Source organism: Lactobacillus melliventris, assembly GCF_042679465.1.
In the GTDB taxonomy this organism is placed as follows: Bacteria; Bacillota; Bacilli; order Lactobacillales; family Lactobacillaceae; genus Lactobacillus; species Lactobacillus melliventris.
In genome coordinates this window covers 1-19,325 of record NZ_JBHTMT010000004.1, presented here as the reverse complement: position 1 = coordinate 19,325, position 19,325 = coordinate 1, and the positions used below count along the sequence as shown (strand labels likewise).

At 33.5% G+C, this 19,325-nt stretch carries 16 protein-coding genes; 12 read left to right on the top strand and 4 right to left on the bottom strand.

The window, feature by feature from the left end:
* The first annotated feature begins 24 nt into the window (after window positions 1-24).
* Window positions 25-1,191 carry an MDR family MFS transporter gene (locus ACFQ32_RS05345; protein ID WP_046325425.1) on the top strand — a complete coding sequence of 389 codons (1,167 nt, stop codon included), beginning with the start codon at window positions 25-27 and terminating at the stop codon, window positions 1,189-1,191.
* Window positions 1,192-1,194: 3 nt separating this feature from the next.
* On the opposite strand, the gene ACFQ32_RS05340 is transcribed toward ACFQ32_RS05345, so the two are convergent.
* From ACFQ32_RS05340 to ACFQ32_RS05330, 3 genes are all read right to left on the bottom strand, one after another.
* Window positions 1,195-1,932 carry a GntR family transcriptional regulator gene (locus ACFQ32_RS05340; RefSeq protein WP_143444027.1) on the bottom strand — a complete coding sequence of 246 codons (738 nt, stop codon included), beginning with the start codon at window positions 1,930-1,932 and terminating at the stop codon, window positions 1,195-1,197.
* Window positions 1,925-2,662 (bottom strand): GntR family transcriptional regulator, encoded by a 738-nt coding sequence (locus tag ACFQ32_RS05335; RefSeq protein ID WP_046325423.1) that lies wholly within the window; start codon window positions 2,660-2,662, stop codon window positions 1,925-1,927. The genes ACFQ32_RS05340 and ACFQ32_RS05335 overlap by 8 nt, the downstream gene beginning before the upstream one ends.
* A 647-nt stretch (window positions 2,663-3,309) precedes the next feature.
* A complete protein-coding gene (locus ACFQ32_RS05330) occupies window positions 3,310-4,668 on the bottom strand; it encodes an HD domain-containing protein (protein WP_046325422.1) in 1,359 nt (452 codons plus the stop codon).
* Window positions 4,669-4,865: 197 nt separating this feature from the next.
* On the opposite strand from ACFQ32_RS05330, the gene ACFQ32_RS05325 reads away from it, so the two are divergent.
* From ACFQ32_RS05325 to scrK, 9 genes are all read left to right on the top strand, one after another.
* Window positions 4,866-5,696 carry a helix-turn-helix domain-containing protein gene (locus tag ACFQ32_RS05325; protein ID WP_046325421.1) on the top strand — a complete coding sequence of 277 codons (831 nt, stop codon included), beginning with the start codon at window positions 4,866-4,868 and terminating at the stop codon, window positions 5,694-5,696.
* A 527-nt stretch (window positions 5,697-6,223) separates the two neighbouring features.
* Window positions 6,224-7,828 carry an ABC transporter ATP-binding protein gene (locus ACFQ32_RS05320; protein ID WP_046325420.1) on the top strand — a complete coding sequence of 535 codons (1,605 nt, stop codon included), beginning with the start codon at window positions 6,224-6,226 and terminating at the stop codon, window positions 7,826-7,828.
* Between the two features lie 128 nt (window positions 7,829-7,956).
* Entirely contained in the window at window positions 7,957-9,147 is a 1,191-nt protein-coding gene (locus ACFQ32_RS05315) for an MFS transporter (protein WP_046325419.1), read from the top strand.
* A 112-nt stretch (window positions 9,148-9,259) separates the two neighbouring features.
* Window positions 9,260-9,664, top strand: coding sequence for a DUF1934 domain-containing protein (locus tag ACFQ32_RS05310; RefSeq protein ID WP_046325418.1), 405 nt, complete (start codon window positions 9,260-9,262; stop codon window positions 9,662-9,664).
* 47 nt (window positions 9,665-9,711) lie between these two features.
* On the top strand, window positions 9,712-10,266 hold the full coding sequence (gene rpoE, locus ACFQ32_RS05305; protein ID WP_046325417.1) for a DNA-directed RNA polymerase subunit delta: 555 nt from the start codon (window positions 9,712-9,714) through the stop codon (window positions 10,264-10,266).
* Window positions 10,267-10,392: 126 nt separating this feature from the next.
* Window positions 10,393-12,012: a CTP synthase gene (locus ACFQ32_RS05300; protein ID WP_046325416.1), complete on the top strand. Its 1,620-nt coding sequence runs from the start codon at window positions 10,393-10,395 to the stop codon at window positions 12,010-12,012.
* Window positions 12,013-12,141: 129 nt separating this feature from the next.
* The gene (locus tag ACFQ32_RS05295; RefSeq protein WP_046325415.1) at window positions 12,142-13,416 is read left to right on the top strand and encodes a UDP-N-acetylglucosamine 1-carboxyvinyltransferase; all 1,275 of its coding nucleotides are present in this window, start codon (window positions 12,142-12,144) and stop codon (window positions 13,414-13,416) included.
* 160 nt (window positions 13,417-13,576) lie between these two features.
* Window positions 13,577-14,203: a hypothetical protein gene (locus ACFQ32_RS05290; RefSeq protein ID WP_046325414.1), complete on the top strand. Its 627-nt coding sequence runs from the start codon at window positions 13,577-13,579 to the stop codon at window positions 14,201-14,203.
* A gap of 269 nt (window positions 14,204-14,472) precedes the next feature.
* Complete coding sequence (scrK, locus tag ACFQ32_RS05285; RefSeq protein WP_046325413.1) at window positions 14,473-15,345, top strand: fructokinase ScrK; 873 nt, start codon at window positions 14,473-14,475, stop codon at window positions 15,343-15,345.
* Window positions 15,346-15,429: 84 nt separating this feature from the next.
* On the opposite strand, the gene ACFQ32_RS05280 is transcribed toward scrK, so the two are convergent.
* Window positions 15,430-16,248, bottom strand: coding sequence for an AraC family transcriptional regulator (locus ACFQ32_RS05280; protein ID WP_167334248.1), 819 nt, complete (start codon window positions 16,246-16,248; stop codon window positions 15,430-15,432).
* Window positions 16,249-16,418: 170 nt separating this feature from the next.
* Between ACFQ32_RS05280 and ACFQ32_RS05275 the strand changes: the two genes are divergently transcribed.
* Together ACFQ32_RS05275 and ACFQ32_RS05270 are read left to right on the top strand one after the other, a co-directional pair.
* Entirely contained in the window at window positions 16,419-17,717 is a 1,299-nt protein-coding gene (locus ACFQ32_RS05275) for a PTS sugar transporter subunit IIC (protein ID WP_046325411.1), read from the top strand.
* A 23-nt stretch (window positions 17,718-17,740) separates the two neighbouring features.
* Entirely contained in the window at window positions 17,741-19,216 is a 1,476-nt protein-coding gene (locus ACFQ32_RS05270) for a glycoside hydrolase family 1 protein (protein ID WP_046325410.1), read from the top strand.
* Window positions 19,217-19,325: the final 109 nt, after the last annotated feature.

Sequence of the window (19,325 nt, the reverse complement as noted above, 5' to 3'; positions counted from 1 at the left end):
TAAATAAAAAACAAGGTGAAAAAAGTGTTAAAAAAAAGACAGTCTATTTCTTTAAAGTGGCTACTTCTTGGTGTTTTAATTACTAATACTGCAATGAGTTTTATTTGGCCTTTAAACACAATTTATATCCATGAAACATTACATAAAAGCTTGGTAATTGCAGCATCCGTCCTATTTTTAAATCAGTTTGCCACTATGTTAGGTAGTTTGATAGGTGGAAAATTGTTTGATAGTTGGAGTCCCTATTACTCTATTTTACTGGGAATAGTTTTAAATATATTTGCTTTAGGCGGACTTATCTTTTTTCATGCTTGGCCGGCCTATGCTTTATTGCTCATTTTGTCTGGTCTTGCAAACGGTATTTCTGTAACTTGTGAAAATTCTTTGGCGACTAGAGTCGGAAATCATCGTTCAAGCTATGTATTTAACCTCTTATACTTTGCGTCAAACTTTGGTTTAGTTTTTGGAACGCTCACAGTCGGATATATTATGCCTTTGGGAATTGGCTACGTATTTGCCATTGCAACAATAATTCAAATACTATTTTTAGTGGTAGCTGTTATTAATTATAATATTCAGTTTAACCAAACAATGGGCGACAGAAAGCAAGCAATAAAAAAGGGAAAATTAACACCCAAGATTTTAGGCGCTCTTGTCATGGTTTTAATTTGCTGGCTCATTTATGAACAATGGCAGAGCAATCTTTCAACTTTTATGGTAGAAAAAGGCTTTAAAGTTAAAAGTTACAGCTTTCTCTGGACATTTAATGCAATTCTGATCGTCCTATTTCAACCTGTTGTTACTCATTTTGATGAATTATTGTTAAAACATATTAGAGGACGATTAAATATAGGTATTTTATTATTGCTGGCATCATTTGCACTTTTATTATTACCTTTTAAAGACAATTATGGTCTTTATGTGACATCTATGTGTTTACTCACACTAGGAGAGATATTGCTTTTTCCAGGGGTTGCCAGCTTTGTAGACATTGAATCACCAAAAAATTTAACTGGTTATTATCAGGGCAGAGTTCAAATGTTTAGCGCTCTAGGTAAAGCAATAGGCCCACTGTTTGGAGCACTGATTATTGATAATTCCAATTACGAATTTTTATTCTTAATCTGTATATTAATGGCTTTATTTGCTTTGGTTATTTTTTCCTGGCCGGTATTTTCTAAAAAAATATAATTTTTACTTACTGAGGTCTATGTGATAACGGATTGAGCCTTCGCTTGCAATGACGTAGCTTTCAGTATATTCAATGATATCTTGATTTTGATCGGCGGTTGAATAACAAGATTTGAAAACAAATGAGTTGGTACTAATTTGTAATAGTTTTGCTTCTACTGGCATCAAGGTTTCGAGTTGCTGATAAGTTTGATGTGCCTTTAAAAAGTGTCCCATGCTTTCAATATAATCGTATAAACCGATATTATTAAAATCAATTTGATAAAAGTTAGGGAAGAACTTTCCCGGAACAAAGGAATTTTCAAGTGCAAAGGGTTTGCCACAATGTAACTTTAAACGTTGAACCCCATAAACGGGCTCAGTTTCATTAAGAGCTAATTTTTGCCGTAAAAATTTTGAATCAATATTAGTAAAAAATTTAATTTGTTTGTTTGTGATAATAATTCCTTTAAGAGACATTGAATTGGTCAGGGAACGGGAACTGTCAAATGAAATATTAAAGCGTTGGTCAATACCACTGACGACGAAAGTTCCTTTTCCCAGTTTTCTCACTAATAACCCGTGTTCAACTAAGGAATTGATAGCACGCTTTGTGGTAGTCCTGCTTATTTTATAGTGTTCAGCTAGTTCACGCTCACTAGGTATTTTTTGCCCCGGTAAATACTCTTGAGTTCTAATTTTTTCGTATAAAAGGTGTTCAATTTGTTCGTATAAAGGAGCTTTATAAGAAATTTTATTCATTAAATGTACCAAGTTTTTCACTTATTATCTGAGACGGCATAATACTTACCGTATTTTTGGCGTCACTATATTGTTCTATAAAAAAACAAGTCTGATTGCTTGTAGTGGTAAATGTAGTTTCAACAGATAGCAAAGGATCCTGCACTTTGACGTGAAGAGCTTTAGCAATTAGCTTATCAGCAAAACAGAAGCTTAAAGTAACATCTGCATCTTGTGCTGTTTGTAATTTTTCTTTGATTTTATTAAAAATTATTTCTTCTTTATTTGTTGAAAAATTTTTGTCAGTTGGTAAAAAAATTCTATAAACTACATAACCGTTTGATTCTTTTTCAACAGATCTGAGAGTTATTAGTAGAATTTTTGTTCCCAATAACACCTTTAATTTTTCAGAAAGCTCTTTGTCGGTGTCAATGAATTTATGTCTCAGTATTTCATATTTGGTGTCATGTTGAGAAATATTAAGGTAATCAAGTTTATTTGAAAAAGAATTAATCAAATTTAAAAGAGGTTCATGTTTACGGTAGTTAACAAAGTAACCTGCTGCCGGTTTGCGAGAGATCAACCCCTGCTTTTCCAGTCTTTTTAAAGCCATTCTGGCAGTTCCGCGAGACACTGAATAATTTTTGGCTGTAGTACGTTCAGTCAATTTTTGTTCATATTTAATGAAGCCTTGTTCAATTTGGTATTGAATATCTTTAGCTATCAATTCTTCTTTCTTTATAGCCGACAAGATAGCCACTCCTTAGATAGATTAATTCGGAATTAATTGAAAACATTTAATTATATTTAAAGTAATTTTATCAAATTTATTTTGATATAGATGTGATGTGTTGATAAATTATCAAAAAAATCACTTCTTTATAATGCAAAATTTATTATATCATGATTGAAAAAAGTATTGTGTTAATAAGTTAGACAGTGAACAACTTGTGTATTGTTAAAAAAGCCTTATTTCGTTTTAAAAAGCGAGATAAGGTTTTTAAATGTTCGAGCCATTAAATCTATATGTATATAAGTCAGGGTTATAGTATGAAACAAATACTCCTAGAGGTACCCGCTTACCAGATATGGAAATTGTATCAACGTTAGCTAAAGTTTTTAAAAGAAAGTCAACACTCAAATGTAATAAGCTTTGTTGCTCTTTTGTGGCTCTAACTGCGTTAATTTCAGCGTAGTTCTCAATTAGTGGTAACTTACATTTTTTTAAATATTGGTATTTTGATTTTTCAAAAGAGCCAAATCAATATTTTGCATTATATCGAAATTTAAATATTCTTCATTAATAGCTATAGGCTGATTATTACCTGTTCTAAGTCTTTTTAAATAATGAAATTTTCACCTTTTTGTTAAATTGGAAGAATAATTTATGAATATTTTTTATTTCTTAGGCTTTCTTATATATCTTAACGCACCATTTTTAACGTAACGTTGGAATTTTTGGTATAGGGGATCAAAAATTTGGGGTTCATCACTATTTGACATCATTATTTTTGGAAAAAAGAAACGTTCATCGCCTTGAAGTGTGCCATTTAATGATCTTACAAGTGGACTTAATTGTGACAATTCAATCAATTGTCCGTCATCCTGCATGATTTCAATTTGACTGTTGGCATTTTTGCCTGATGGCTTATAGGCATCGTATGGCTCGTCAAAAGCCGAATTGGTATCTGTATAATAGTTTGGATCAAAACCTGCTTGTTTAATCAAATCTTTCAGTTTGGGTAGTAAATTTTTGGTTTCCTGATCAATACAAATACTGGCTAAGGGTTGTCTAAAAAGGTAGCGTTTGGTTAGATCCGCCAAAATTGGGTCACTAACTTTAGTCCACATTGAAAAATTAGTTTCCATTACGCCATCATCTAGCTTCAAATAATCATCAAGCGTCCAGTCATTGGCTAAGAATTTGGCTAAACTTGGTGTTACTGGCAAATTACCCTGCTGGTAAATAATTTTTGCTCTTTCAAGCAAATGTTGTAAAATTACTTCCATTGAACGACCAACTCTATGAAAGTAAACTTGTTGATACATTTGATAACGGGAAACAATATAATCTTCAACAGCATGCATACCTGCCATTGTGAAGCAGATTCCCTCATTGTAGGGACGAATTTCCTGTAAAATTCTTGATAAATCGAATTTACCGTAGGTTACACCAGTAAAATAAGCGTCACGTTGCAAATAGTCCATTCTGTCAGCATCTGCCTGACTGGATATCATTTTTACCACCTGTGGATTAGGATAAGTTTTGGCAATAACGCTAGCTACAAGAGCTGGAAAATTGGGTGAAACAGATCTCAAAACCTGATTGATTTCGGTATTTGGATCAGTGATAATTTTTTGACCGATTTTTTCGTGATTTGTACCAAAAAGATGCTCGAAAGTATGTGAATAGGGGCCGTGACCAATATCATGCAGTAGTCCCGCACATTCAACAAGGAGTCTGTTGTTATCGTCCCAGAGACCATCACCTGAGCGTTGAGAAGGATATTTTTTGGCAAAAATATTACAAATTCTGCGTGTCAGTTCATAGACACCTAAATTGTGTTCAAAGCGTGTATGAGTTGCACCAGGAAAAACATATGAGATTGGCCCGAGTTGCTTTATTCTCCGCATACGCTGAAATTCTTTGGTTTTTAAAATATCAAGTATTACCTGATCTTCAATATGGATGTATTCATGAACCGGATCTCTTAAAACTACTTCTTTTTTAAGTTTTTGGCTGTAGAAATTTGGCATATAAAATCCTCGAAAATTACTAGATTAGTCTTTAAAGGTTATTTGATACCTAAATTATAACAAACTTAAGCCTTTTAGTTTAATACAGTTGCCGTTAATATTATTTTTATTAAAATTAAATAATGAGTTTTGCCAGTTGTGGCAAAACTGTTCATAATTGTAAAGGCACTAATATTATTAAATAGATGGGAGATCATATGAACTATATAGGCAACAAATTAAAAGCCTTACGTCAGGAATTAGGCTTAACTCAAACAGAAATGGCAGCTGGTGTAATTTCCGTTTCCTTTTATTCAAAGGTCGAGCGAGGCTTAAATGACATTGGTGTAAATGATTTTCTGGAAATTTTACAGAAGCACAATGTTGACCCACAAGAATTTTTTGATGAATTTAAGGGCATAAAAAATAATAAAAAAACAGTAACAGCTTTAATGAACAAGTTAGTAAGGGTTGCTAATGAGGACAATGACGTAGCTATTAATAGTATCATAAATAAACTTAATAAAATAACACCGCAAACACCCTTTATTAAGTTTGCTATTTTACAAGCAAAATTAATTTCTAATACACATGATGTTAATGCTTTAAGCAACTTAACAAATAGTGAAAAAAAGCAAATAAAAAAAGTTATATTTCAAAGGGATACGGAAGAAAACGAATATTATCGATTAATATTAATTACAAATATTATTCAAATTTATAGTATTGAAGAATCTAACTTTTTAATTAGTAGTATTATTCGTCGCTATAAGGATACTGATAATTTGGATCGGAAAACTGTTGTTGTTTTAGGTGCGTTAATGATTAATTTTGTTGATTGGAGTTATAGGAAGGATAAAAAAGAATTTTGTTATTTACCATTAAGTTATTTAAGATCTTTACCTAACATAATTGAAGTTGCCTTTCCCAAAATCTTAGGCGTGTATTTTGAAAACAAAATTGGGAATAAATACGACGAGGCGAATGAAATAAAAAATATTCTAAAAAAAGCAGGATATGATACATTTGTAAATAAAATGAATAGGTGATTTTCAAATATGAAAAAATACCCACAATTTATAAAAATAGAATTAGAATAGTAATTAAGAATTTATTTAATATGTAAAGGAGTAAATTATGGATTTGTTAAGAACTCTAATTGTCGTTGTTGCTGAAGAATAGTTTAATTAATATGTTAAATTAGTTAATATTAAAAAGAGACCTTTAGGTTTCTTTTTTTTTTGAAATTTGATTGCCTAAAGTATTGATAGAACAGGAATTTAGAAATTAGAAAATATTTCTTAAGTTGTTATAAACTTATTTATAATTAGAGCTTGCAGAACCTCTGCTATTTGAAATTGTATCAAAATAATTAAATTTAATAATGAAATTAGAAGATTTAAAACTAAAATAAACCAGTTTTCCATCCAGACAGGGTTTCAAAAGTTTATTAACTTTCGGAGCCTTTTTATTTATTAAAATTTTTTACAAAAAATAATTTATTATTAAAAATTAATGGTAAAATGAAACAAAAGTAGTTTTTAATTTTAAGATGATGTTCCTAAGGTAAAGTTTTATGAAAAATTTGTTTAAATACGTTAAACAAGAACCGGCAAAAGTAACTTTGGTAGTAATTCTCCAACTGATTTGCTCAGCTTTTCGGGTTCTTAATTCATTAATTAATGTTTTCATTTTAAATAGTTTAATTAAACTTGATTTTCAAGCATTTTTTAAATACATTTTGCTCAATATCTTATTGTTTTTGGTAATGACTGTATTCTTAATTAGTGAACAAGTATTGAGCGTAAAAACGGTGCAGTTTCTTAGCTTAAGGTTACGTCAGGATATTATTGAACACATAGAAGATTATTCGGTTTCCAGGTTTGAAAAACATGATACTGGAGTTTACACATCATGGCTGACTAATGACATGAATTTAGTTGAAGAAAATGGTTTTACAAATTTATTCTCAATGGTACAAATTTTTGGTGATTCCATCTTTTCTCTAATTGCATTGATAAAATTTAATTGGACTTTTCTGCCTCTGGTAGCCATTTTGACCCTTTTTACTTTGGGATTACCTCAGCTTGTGCGAAAGAAAGTCGCCACCAGCAACTTCACTACTAGTAAGGAAAATGAAAAAGTGGTTAATGTAATTAATGATTGCTTACAAGGGTTTGCTACTTATAATATTTTTACTTCAGAACAACAAATAGAAAAGCGTATTACTGATGCTATAAAAAAATTAATTGGGGCGAAAGTACGACAAGCAAAGTATAGCTCATATAATGGCAGTATAGCTGGGGCCAGCAATGTTATCAGTCAAGTAGCTATTCAAGCTTGGACAGGTTTTCTGATTTTAGAAAAGCAGGTAACTATTGGGGTAATTAATTCATCTACTTCGCTTGCCTTTAATGTTTTTAATTCATTAGCGGTTATTGCACCGATATTGACTGAATTGCAGGCACTCAATCCGATTTTTAGCAAATACCAATTAGACAAGCCACTTAAAGCTCATACTCAAGGCGGTAGTAAAATTGCTGACATTAATATTACAGCTAAAAATTTACAAATTGCTTATCATCCAGGTAAGCCAGTATTTAAAAAGCCACTCAACTTTACCATTCATGATGGTCAAAAAATTGCTGTTGATGGAGAATCAGGTAGTGGTAAGAGTACGCTATTAAAAATTTTAGCTGGTAGGTTGACCGACTATACAGGTGATCTTCAAATAGACCAAACCGAGATTAAAAATATGGATAATTGTACATTACGGTCTAACATTGTTTACATTGATCAAACAGCATATCTTTTCAATGCTACTGTGCGCTATAATCTGGAACTTGGCCAGCATTTTACTGACGAAGAAATAAAATCTGCATTGGAAAAGGCTGATCTATGGGATTTTGTCAGCACTTTGCCTCAGAAACTAGATACCCCAGTTGGCGAAGGTGGCGCTAGTTTATCTGGTGGGCAAAAGCAACGTTTGGCTTTAGCTCGAGGATTGTTACGCAATCGTAAGTTATTCTTACTGGATGAATCGACTAGCAGCTTAGATAAAGCAGGAGCCATCAAAGTTGAAAATGACTTTTTAAATCAACCTAAGATTACTGTTGTGTTTGTTAGTCATCAGTTACATGAAGAAAATAAAGATAAGTTTGACCAAATCATAACTGTTTAACTTATTAAAAGAAACTCTTTTGTAAATCTAACTTAAATATGACTTGAAACATTTAAAGAACAAACGATTATATATTTTAAACACTTTTTTAAAACGATATTAACAAGCTAAGCTTTAGAGGAAAAATCATGTTAGAAAAAAGACCGTACTTACTTTCCCGATTAGTCAGTGGTTTAGGCAACTCTCTTTTTGGTATGGTATTTATTTGGTGGATCCAAATACAATCTAAGAGTTCATCTGTTGTTGGTATTACCAATGCCATTTTCACAATAACTGCAGCCCTTTCTATTTTTTATGGGCCATTCATTGACAATCATTCTTTCAAGAAAACCAGTATTTATTCAATGGTGATCCAAGTAGTCCTACTTTTTATGTTAACAGCTGCAATGATTTACTTTAGTAAATATTACGCTTTTGCCATTATTATTGCTGGGCTTCTGTCCATTTGTGATGAGTTTTTTGGTCCCGCTGATCGGGCTATTTTAAAAGAATCTGTGTTAGACGAAAGCGAAATGACCAGTATCATTTCCCAGATTAATATTGTTGATCAGCTAGTCAATGTTGGTGGTACTGCACTTTCTGGCGCATTACTGGCCTTTTTGACAAGTGGAGATATTATTTTAGCTTGTTCATGCTTAAGCTTGCTCGGACTTTTATTACTAATTAGAGCTCTAAGAAATATTCCTGTTCACAATGTAGTTAAAGAAAAAGAGAATAAAGATGAAGGCTTAACAAAATATTGGCAAAAAATTCTCAACGGATACCGTTACATAAAGGGAAACAGCTTTTTGTTTCACTATCTTTGGTCCAGCGTACTATATTCATTTGCAGAGCCTGCACTGATCTTGATTTTGCCTCGTATAGCCGCAAAGGCAGGACAACCGGCACTTTATAGCACTTTTTACATTTGTATACTGGTAGGAATAATTCTTGGTGCTGTCATCGGTGGCAAAATGAAAGCCAAAATTAAAACAATTGGTTGGGCCTGGATTATTAGCGCTATACCTATCATTATTATGCTCTTTTTCCTAAAGAATATGGTTATGCTTTGTATCCTGCTTTTCCTGTTTGGCCCTGCAACCAGTATTCATAATGTCCTTGAAGAATCTATTATTCAAACTTCGACCTCTGATAATTACTTAGGACGAGTTTTGACGACTATCAGGACATTTGCCAATATTGGTGGACCGATTTCGTCAGTTGTTGCCGGAGTAATTCTTGATCATCTTGGTGAAAAATTTATTGTTGTTATTAGTACAAGCCTAATTATAATTGGTGGTATTAATATTTTGCTGTCAGCACCTAAAAAAACTAATTAGTGGTGTTAAAAAATAATTTGTTTTATAATATTTTCTGCTAAAATTAAGAAGGATGTTAAATTATATTAGCTAATCGTGATGGTTGGCTTTTTTATTACAAAGAATCAGATAGATGACTAAAGTAAAAATTGATTTTACTAGTAGAATAACTCAAGGAAAAGAAAACGAAACTTTTACTAAGAAATGCCAAGGAGAACTAATTGAATCAGGTGAAACTACTAGAGTTTCATACTTGGAAGATGGCAAAGTACCGGTTAAAATACTGATTAGAGAAAATAATGTGATTATTAGGCGTGGCAGAGATCAGAATAATTACTCGCAGTTACATTTTATAGTTGGCGAACGTAAAGATTGTCGCTATGTGGCACAAGGTTATCAAATGGATCTGCAAAGTACAACTGAATTTATTAAATTTTTTTCTAAAAATAATAATTCCCGTGAACTTCAGATTGAATATAACCTTTACAGTGGTCTATACTTAATAGGTAATTATACCGTCACATTGATTTTTACATGAACGCCTAGTAAAATAAAAAAGACTGTTTAAAAGAGAGGAATACAATTGTGGGATTAAACGACTTTAAAGACAAAAATCGCAATGAATTATCAATGATTGAAGTTGCTCGCGCAATTTTAGAAGATAACAATAAGAGAATGGCTTTTGCAGATATTGTTAACGCTGTGCAAAAGTACTTAGGTGTGAGCGATGAAGAAATAAGGGAACGTTTGCCCCAATTCTATACTGACATGAACACCGATGGTGAATTTATTTCAATGGGTGAAAATGTGTGGGCTCTTCGTTCATGGTTCCCGTATGAATCTGTAGATGAAGAGGTTAATCACCCTGAAGATGAGGATGAAGAAGATACTCGGACTCACCATAAGAAAGTTAATGCCTTTTTGGCAAGTGCTACTGGCAGCGATGATATTATTGATTACGACAATGATGATCCAGAAGATGAAGACTTGGATGCCACTGCTGATGATGAGCCTGATGACTTTGATGATGACGATGATTATGTCAATACTGATGATGACGATGACGAAGACTTACCAGATGGTATTGAAGGTCAGTTATCAGAATTAAACGATGATGACGACGAAGATGACAATGAATAATTTTCTTGACTTTGCGTCCTAAAATAGATAGTATTTTATTTGGGCACGTTATGTGCGTTTAAGCTCCCGTGAGGGAGCTTTTTTATTTTTTGATTATTCTTATTTTTTGCAAAGGAGTTTGGGCTAATGACAAAATATATCTTCGTTACTGGCGGTGTTGTTTCTTCACTGGGTAAGGGAATTACCGCTTCTAGCTTAGGTCGATTATTAAAAAACCGCGGTTTAAAGGTGACAATGCAAAAGTTTGATCCCTACATTAACATTGACCCCGGAACAATGAATCCTTATCAACACGGGGAAGTGTTTGTCACTGATGATGGTACTGAGGCGGACCTTGATTTAGGACACTATGAAAGAATTGTTGACGTACGTACCAGCAAATATTCCAATGTTACTACCGGTAAAATTTATAAAGAAGTACTGGAAAAAGAGCGGCGCGGAGACTATCACGGTGCCACTGTTCAAGTCATCCCCCATATCACAGACATGATTAAGCAAAAAATTATGCGTGCTGGTCTTACTACTGATTCAGACGTTGTTATTTCAGAAATTGGCGGTACTGTTGGTGATATTGAATCTACTCCTTTTATGGAAGCTATCAGACAGATGCGCCGTGAAGTAGGTGAAGAAAATGTAATGTACATTCATTGTACGTTAGTACCTTATTTACATGCGGCACAAGAAATGAAAACTAAGCCTACCCAACATTCTGTCGCTGAACTGCGCAGTATTGGTATTCAGCCTAATATGTTGGTGTTACGTGCTGAAATGCCAATTGATCAGGAGCATAAGGATAAAATTTCCAACTTCACTGATGTGCCGGTTGACCGTATTATTGAATCAATTAACGCACCATCGCTTTTTGACTTGCCGTTAGCTTTTCAAAAACAGGGAATGGATCAAAAAGTCTGTGATTTTCTCCATATCAAGAGTCCTAAGGATGAAGCTGATATGGCTGAATGGCAAAGGCTTGATGAACGGGTTAAAAATTTACAACACACTACCACAATTACTCTTGTTGGTAAGTATGTTGAACTTGAGGATGCATACATTTCTGTTACTGATGCGTTAAAACATGCTGGTTACGCCTACAATACTGATGTCAAAATTAATAAGGTGCAGGCAGAAGATGTGACTGAAGATAATATTGCCGACTTTATGGAAGGTTCCGATGGTTTAATCGTTCCTGGTGGCTTTGGCTCCCGCGGCTTTGAGGGAATGATTACCGCAATTAAGTATGCCCGTGAAAATGATATTCCGTTTTTAGGAGTTTGCCTGGGGATGCAAATGGCGACTGTCGAATTTGCGCGTGACGTTTTAGGATATAAGGATGCTAATACCACCGAAGCAGATCCTAAGACTAAGCATAATGTAATTGATATTATGGCTGATAAGCGTGACGAAGAAAATATTGGCGGAACCTTGCGTTTAGGTCTTTACCCAGCAACCTTGAAGAAGGGCACAAAGACTGCTGCTGCATATGATAATCAAGATGTCATTCAGGAGCGTCACCGTCACCGTTACGAGTTCAATAATGAATATCGTGAAGCATTTGAAAAAGCAGGAATGACTTTTGCCGGAGTATCACCAGATAACCACTTAGTTGAAATTATTGAATTAACTAAAAACAAATTCTTCATTGCTGCACAATATCACCCTGAATTTTTGAGTAGACCGCAAAGGCCGGAAGGATTATATAAAGCATTTATAGGTGCTGCATGTGGTCTTCCTGAAGAAAAGCTTTAATTGGCAAAGTTGAATAATACAAAAACCAGATTTTTGGGTGAGGGAAGGCAAAGGTCTTCTCTTGTTTTTTCTGTTAAATTCCTATAACATTATTATGACTAAACGAAATAGAAAAGGATTTTTTCGCCAATGAAGCAAATGATAATTCATGGTGGAAAGCCCCTGCAGGGTGATGTCTGGATTGGTGGTGCCAAAAATTCAACGGTCGCATTAATTCCAGCATCTATATTGTCGCGTACACCAGTAACTTTGGAAGGTGTTCCAAAGATTGCAGATGTTGACAACTTAATGGATCTGCTCAGTGAAATGGATGTTGTGAGTGATTTTCACAATACAACATTGCGTATCAATCCAGAACACATTAAGATGAGCCCATTGCCAAGTGGTAAAATCAAGAGTTTGCGTGCATCTTATTATTTTATGGGTGCCCTTCTTGGTCGTTTTGGTAAGGCTGTTGTGGGCTTCCCTGGTGGAGATGATATTGGTCCCCGCCCCATTGACCAACATATTAAGGGATTTGAAGCCTTAGGCGCATGTGTAAAAAATGAGAATGATCAAATAAAAATTACTTCCCCTGCAGAAGGGCTCCATGGTGCTACTATTCATTTAGCAATGCCTTCTGTAGGCGCAACAATGAATATAATTATGGCATCAGTAACCGCTAAGGGACAAACTATTATTGATAATGCTGCTAAAGAACCTGAAATAATTGACTTGGCTACGTTTTTAAATAATATGGGAGCAATTATCAGGGGTGCCGGAACGGATTCGATTAGGATTGAAGGAGTTAAGCAGCTGCAAGCTAAGACCCCCCACACTATAATTCCTGATCGAATTGAAGCGGGCACTTATATTTCCCTTGCCGGTTGCATTGGCAATGGCATCTGTATTCATAATATTATTGAGGAGCACCTTGATTCCTATTTAGCTAAGGTAGAAGAAATGGGTGTAGTAATTGATGCAACTGAAGATTCCCTTTATGTTTATCCTGCTGGCGATTTAAAAATGACACAAATTCGCACGTCTTCTTATCCAGGATTTGCGACAGATTTGCAGCAGCCGGTGACTCCGCTTCTGCTTTCTGCCAAGTCCGGTGAAGGCGTGATTATTGACCAGATCTATCCTAAAAGAATCGGTCACATTGAGCAGTTGCGTAAAATGGGTGCGGACATTAAAGTGGAAGATAATATTATTTTGATTCATCCAACTGCTAAACTTCATGGTACGAATGTTTCAGCTGGTGAAATTCGTGCAGGAGCCTGCTTAATGATAGCTGGTTTGATGGCAGATGGCGAGACTGTAATTGACAATGCTGATAATATTCTCCGTGGTTATGATCGCGTGCAAGAAAAACTCCGGCTACTTGGTGCGGATGTAAAAATCCAGGATGCACCTAATGAATAATTTAATAGTAACTGAATAATAATTGAGTGGGCTAATCATAATGATTAGCCTTTTTGTTTATATTTTAAAATTATAAAAAGTACATTATTGTTTCTTTTGTAATAAGAACGTAATATAATTACATTATTATTACTAAAAGATGAAATAATGAGGTATAAAAATGAAAAAGGACTTTCATAAATTTTCTAAAACTGTCATAGCTGCGGCTTTGCTAAGCCTTCCTGTCGGAGCAGTTTTTTCTGTAAACAATGTTGGAGCAAAAACTGTTACAAGCGCAGAAAAACTCTTTCACTATTCAAAAAAGGCTTTGTCCAAAAAGTTTGCTAAGGCCGGTTATGTTTTTAAACTAACTGATGCCACAAAGGGAGCCTTATATAAGTCTACTGGTAAACCCTATAGTACTAAAGTCATTAAAAAGATTGTAAAGAACAATACACTTTTTAAAGTTAAAAAAGTTACGCCAATTCATAATGGCATGTTTGTTGATTTAGTTTCAAAAGATGGTAAATATAAGGGTTCTACTACATATCTAACTGGTATATATAACAAAAATACAGAAGATGAAAAGCTGAAACCTTTGGTGCAGGCAGAGCTGGATGTTACGACAGCTAGAGATAATAATAAGCCAACTGCAGAACTATTAGCTAAAGCTGAAACATTAGCTAATGAATTGAAAGGACACGAAAAGAAAATCGCACTGACATCTATCAAAGAACTAAAAGAATTCGTTAAGTATGGGACTATGGGAGAAATACCAGTGCTATTAATTGGAAAGTATCCTGATTAATTAAAGGAATAGATCAAGTATAGAATTATGTGGTAATACAGCTACTACTGATTGAAAATTGTTCAAAGACTTAATATAGATAAGATAAATAATATAGTTTAAGAAAAATATAAAGCCTGAAGTATGATTGCTTCGGGCTTTTTTATTAAATAATTGTTTGTATGGCTTGCAGGAAGACGCACTTTTTATTTGAGAAAAAAATTTTTTATTCTGATTGAGAGTTATAATAAAAAAGTAACTAAAATGAAAGGTCAATTAAGGAGTTATAAATGCTATTAGGTTCAATAGAAGCTGGCGGTACCAAGTTTGTTTGTGCAGTCGGCAATGAAAATTATCAAATTAAAGATCAAACAACTTTTCCCACCACGACACCAGAAGAAACTTTGCAGAAAACAGTGGATTACTTTAAGCAATTTGCCGTTGATGCCATTGGAATTGCATCTTTTGGACCGATTGAGGTGCGGAAAACAGCACCTAATTATGGCTTTATCACTGATACACCCAAAAAGGGATGGAACAATACTGACTTTGTCGGATTTTTGACTAAAACAATTAAAGTCCCAGTTTTCTTTACTACTGATGTTAATGGTTCGGCTTTTGGGGAATACGTGATGTCACAGTTATCAAACGAAGATGTTGACTCTCTTGTTTACTATACAATTGGTACTGGAGTAGGTGGCGGAGCTATTATTAATGGTAAGTTGGTAGGCTCTTTAGGCCACCCTGAAATGGGTCACGTAAAAGTTAAACGTCATCCAGATGACTTGGATTTTGCAGGAATTTGTCCTTTTCATAAAGATTGCCTTGAAGGTTTAGTTTCAGGTCCTACTTTTGAAGCTCGCCTTAATAAAGCCGGTAAAGATGTGCCGCTTTCAGATCCTGTTTGGGATATTATGAGTTACTACGTAGCTCAGGCTGCCTTGCAAGTCACCTTAATTTTACGTCCTGACAAAATTGTTTTTGGCGGCGGTGTTACTAGTGAAAAATTTCTAGAAAAAGTGCGGCGTGATTTTGCGACATTATTGCATAATTATGTCCACGTGCCACCATTGGAGCAATACATCACTATGCCGGAAATTAGTAATAATGGTTCTGCGACTGTTGGTGACTTTGCTTTGGCGAAACGGGTGTTGAGAGAATAATTCATTTTAGTAATTTTACAAAAATAGCGAAACCTGAAATTAATTTTTTTAATTTCAGGTTTTTATTATGGAACATATTTTTACTCAGTGGATTTCTAGCCTGTACTTTTTTGGATTGTAACCGTATTGTTTTTTAAAATAGGAACTAAAAGACCTAGAATTTGAAAAACCATTTTTAAAGGCAATTTTATTGATTGATAAGTCTGTCATTGTTAAGTCAAAGTATGCATGTTTTAAACGCACTTTAGTTAAGTACTCTGAAAAAGAAATACCTGAATGCTTTTTAAAAAATTTAGAGAAGTATGTGCTAGAGTATGAAAATAATTTGGCAGTTTCCGCTAATGTTATTGGATAATGATAATTTTCTTCTATATAAATCATTATTTTTGATAAAATTTCTTCGTATTTTTGAGAGGTATTGATCATCTGTGTATCAAAATCTCCTACTTTAAATTCGGTCAACAGTAAAAAAATGATGTCATTAATACAAGCTTTTATCCTAAAACTTAGCTCTAGCCCTTGATTTCGTTCTTGAATAATATTTAATTCTTCCATATAATTTCTTAATTTTACTAAGGAAATATAATTTTTATCAGATAGTTTTGTGTCAAATTCATAAGTACTAAAAATATCTTTATATTCACACAAACACTCTTTTTCAATGGTTAGCCGTAATAGTTGAAATGGCACTTTTGATTTTATTGAATGACTTTTAAGACTATTTATAAAAAGTATTCTATTTTTTGTCAAATTATGATTTTTAGAACCAATTTTAACTGTTGCATTGCCTGAATAGCAAAGTAATAGTTCAAAAGAATTATGCCACCGACTTGATTGTGAAAAATTATTACTTTTATTTGAAATAATATTAGTCGAATATAATTGCTTAACCTTATAGTTCATCGGCATGTAACTCATTTTTGTTTTCCTTACTTAATTATGTTGTAGCAAAAGTTTGCACAAAAGAAACTAATTATTTTGTTTTTGGTAGCGCTTTATTTTAATAAACTAAATTTAGATTAAGTGCTTAATTATTTTTTGTCAAAACAATTTTTTTAGAAAGGAAAAATAGAATGAACGAAAACAAAGCGACATTAACTGACAGATTTACTGCTGTGGCAGCTAAAATTGCTAATATTACTTACCTTAAGATTTTAAGGGATGCTTTCCAAGTTATTATGCCAATGTTTATCTTAGCTGGTATTGGTACATTATTAAATAGTGTAATTTTTCCAGCTTTAACGAATGGCGATTTGTTAGCAAAATTGCAAGTATTTGGAACTTTAATTAGTAATGCAACATTAAATATTTCAGCAATGCTCGTTGCGCCGATGATTTCATATTATTTAGCAAAGGCTAGAAAATTTGATTCCCCAATGTCTGCAGTGATAGTTACAATTGGTAGTTTGTTTGCCATTATGCCAATAATTAATCAGGCTACGATAAAAGGCACCGATAAAGTGACAGAAGTTATTGGAGTAGTAACTTTTGACAAAATTGGTACTAACGGTATGTTTGCTGGCATTATTATTGGCTTTGTGGCGACAGAAATTTTTATTAAATTGTCAAAATTAAAGGCTTTAAAAATTAATTTAGGGCAAGGAATTCCTCCTGCTGTTGCTACTAGTTTTGAATTAATGATACCAATTTTCATAACCATTTTAATTATCTGTTTAGTATCAACTCTCTTAGTTGATTTATGGAATACAAGTGTAATTGATTTTATTACAATGGCTATTCAAAAACCTTTAACTAAAGTTGGTAATAGCTTTATTGGTTTTACATTTTTATTTGCGCTTGCGAATTTTGTGTTTTCAATTGGTATTCACCCTTCAACCATTACAAGTTCAATTATGAAAGCTCCTCTTATGGTTGCTATGAATGAGAATATGACTGCAGCAGCAGCTGGTCGTCAAGCTCCTAATATAATTAATTATTCATTTAGACTTGTTTTTGGTCAAATGGGAGGTACGGGTGCTACACTTGGTCTTTTAATCGCTATTTTATTATTTACAAAATATAAGCCGTTTAAACAGGTATCAAAATTAGCTCTTGCTCCTGCAATCTTTAATATTAATGAACCAATTGTATTCGGACTTCCAGTAGTATTTAATGTTTCTTTGATGATTCCCTTTGTCTTGGGGCCAATTATTGGAACAACAATAGGTTACGTAATGACAGCTATAGGTTTTATTAAGCCACTAACAGTATTAGTTCCATGGACTATTCCTCCATTCGTCAATGGTTTTTTAGCCAGTGGAGGAGATTGGAAAGTAGTTTTAGTGCAAATTATCATAGTAGCAGTTCATATTATTTTATATCTACCATTTTTGAAAGTATCAGAAAAGATAGCAAAACAACAAGTTGACTAAATATTTATAGTTTGAGGAACATCATGAATAGTAAAATTTTTCCAGAAAATTTTTTATGGGGTGGAGCAGTTGCCGCTAATCAGATAGAAGGTGCCTGGCATGAAGACGGCAAGCTACCAAGTGTAATTGATACAGTCGTTGGCCTTCACTCCCGAAAACCAAGTATCAAATGGAATAAAAATAAGAAAATATGGGAACTTAATCTAGATCCTACAAAAACTTATTTGACTCATGAAGCGATCGATTTTTACCATCATTTTGATGAAGATTTAGAGCTAATGCATGAGCTTGGCTTGAAAGCTTTTCGAACAAGTATTGCTTGGTCTAGAATTTATCCAAAGGGTGATGAGGATAAACCAAATGACAAAGGATTAGAGTTTTATGATCAGCTTATTGATACCATTATTAGTAAAGGAATGGAACCAATAATAACGTTGAGTCATTATGAAACTCCATTTAATTTGGTAGCTAAATACGGCGGTTGGACTAACCGTAAAATGATCGATTTTTTTATTAAGTATTGTCAAACTGTTTTTCAGCGATATAAAGGGAAAGTTCACTATTGGATGACTTTTAATGAAATTAACAATTTGATGAAATATCCTTATGTAGCGGGTGGTATATTACCGATACCACCTAGAAATCTAGATGATCCTCTATCTGATATAAGTTTAAAAGATTGTTTTCAGGCTAGTCATAACATGTTTGTGGCAAATGCAGGAGCTATTCAGATATTAAGAAAGATTGACAGCAAAGCAAAGATGGGACTAATGTGTAGCTTTTCTCAGCTTGCACTATATCCTAATACCCCAAATCCCAAAAATGTTTTTGGTGCTTATCTTTTTACCAGAAAATCATTTTTCTTTAGTGATGTAATGTGCCGGGGACATTATCCTATGTATATTATTCGTTATTGGAAAGAAAATAATTTAGCTCCAGAAATTGAGCAAGGGGATTTAGAACTAATTCAGAATTTTACATGTGACTATATCGGATTTAGCTATTATAAAAGTAGTGTCTTTGATGTAGATAAAAAAATGAAAGTAGATACTGGAGGGCCGATTGGTATTGAAAATCCCTTTTTAAAGCTGAAAGCACCACAACCTTGGAACTGGCCGATTGATCCCGAAGGGTTACGTTATGTTTTAAACATATTAACCGACCGTTACGAATTACCCCTTTTTATTGTAGAAAATGGTCTAGGTATGGATGAACATCCAGATAAGAAAGGTTGCATTTATGATAAAGAACGATGTGACTATCTTAAGATGCATATTGAGCAAATTGCTAAGGCAATTCAAGATGGTTGCAATGTAATTGGTTACTTATGGTGGGGGCCTATTGACATTGTTTCAGCTGGTACAGGAGAAATGAAAAAACGCTATGGTTTTGTTTACGTTGATAGAAACAATGATGGTAGTGGTACTTTAAGAAGAATCAAAAAATTTAGTTTTAGCTATTACAAACAAATCATTGAATCGAATGGGACAGATCTTTGATAAAATTGTTACAAACAAAAACGGCAGAGCTGTGAAGCTAACCCCTAAAACTGGACGTTAGTTTTATATCGTTTTACTTAAGGCTTGATTCCGATATTGAATCGGAGTT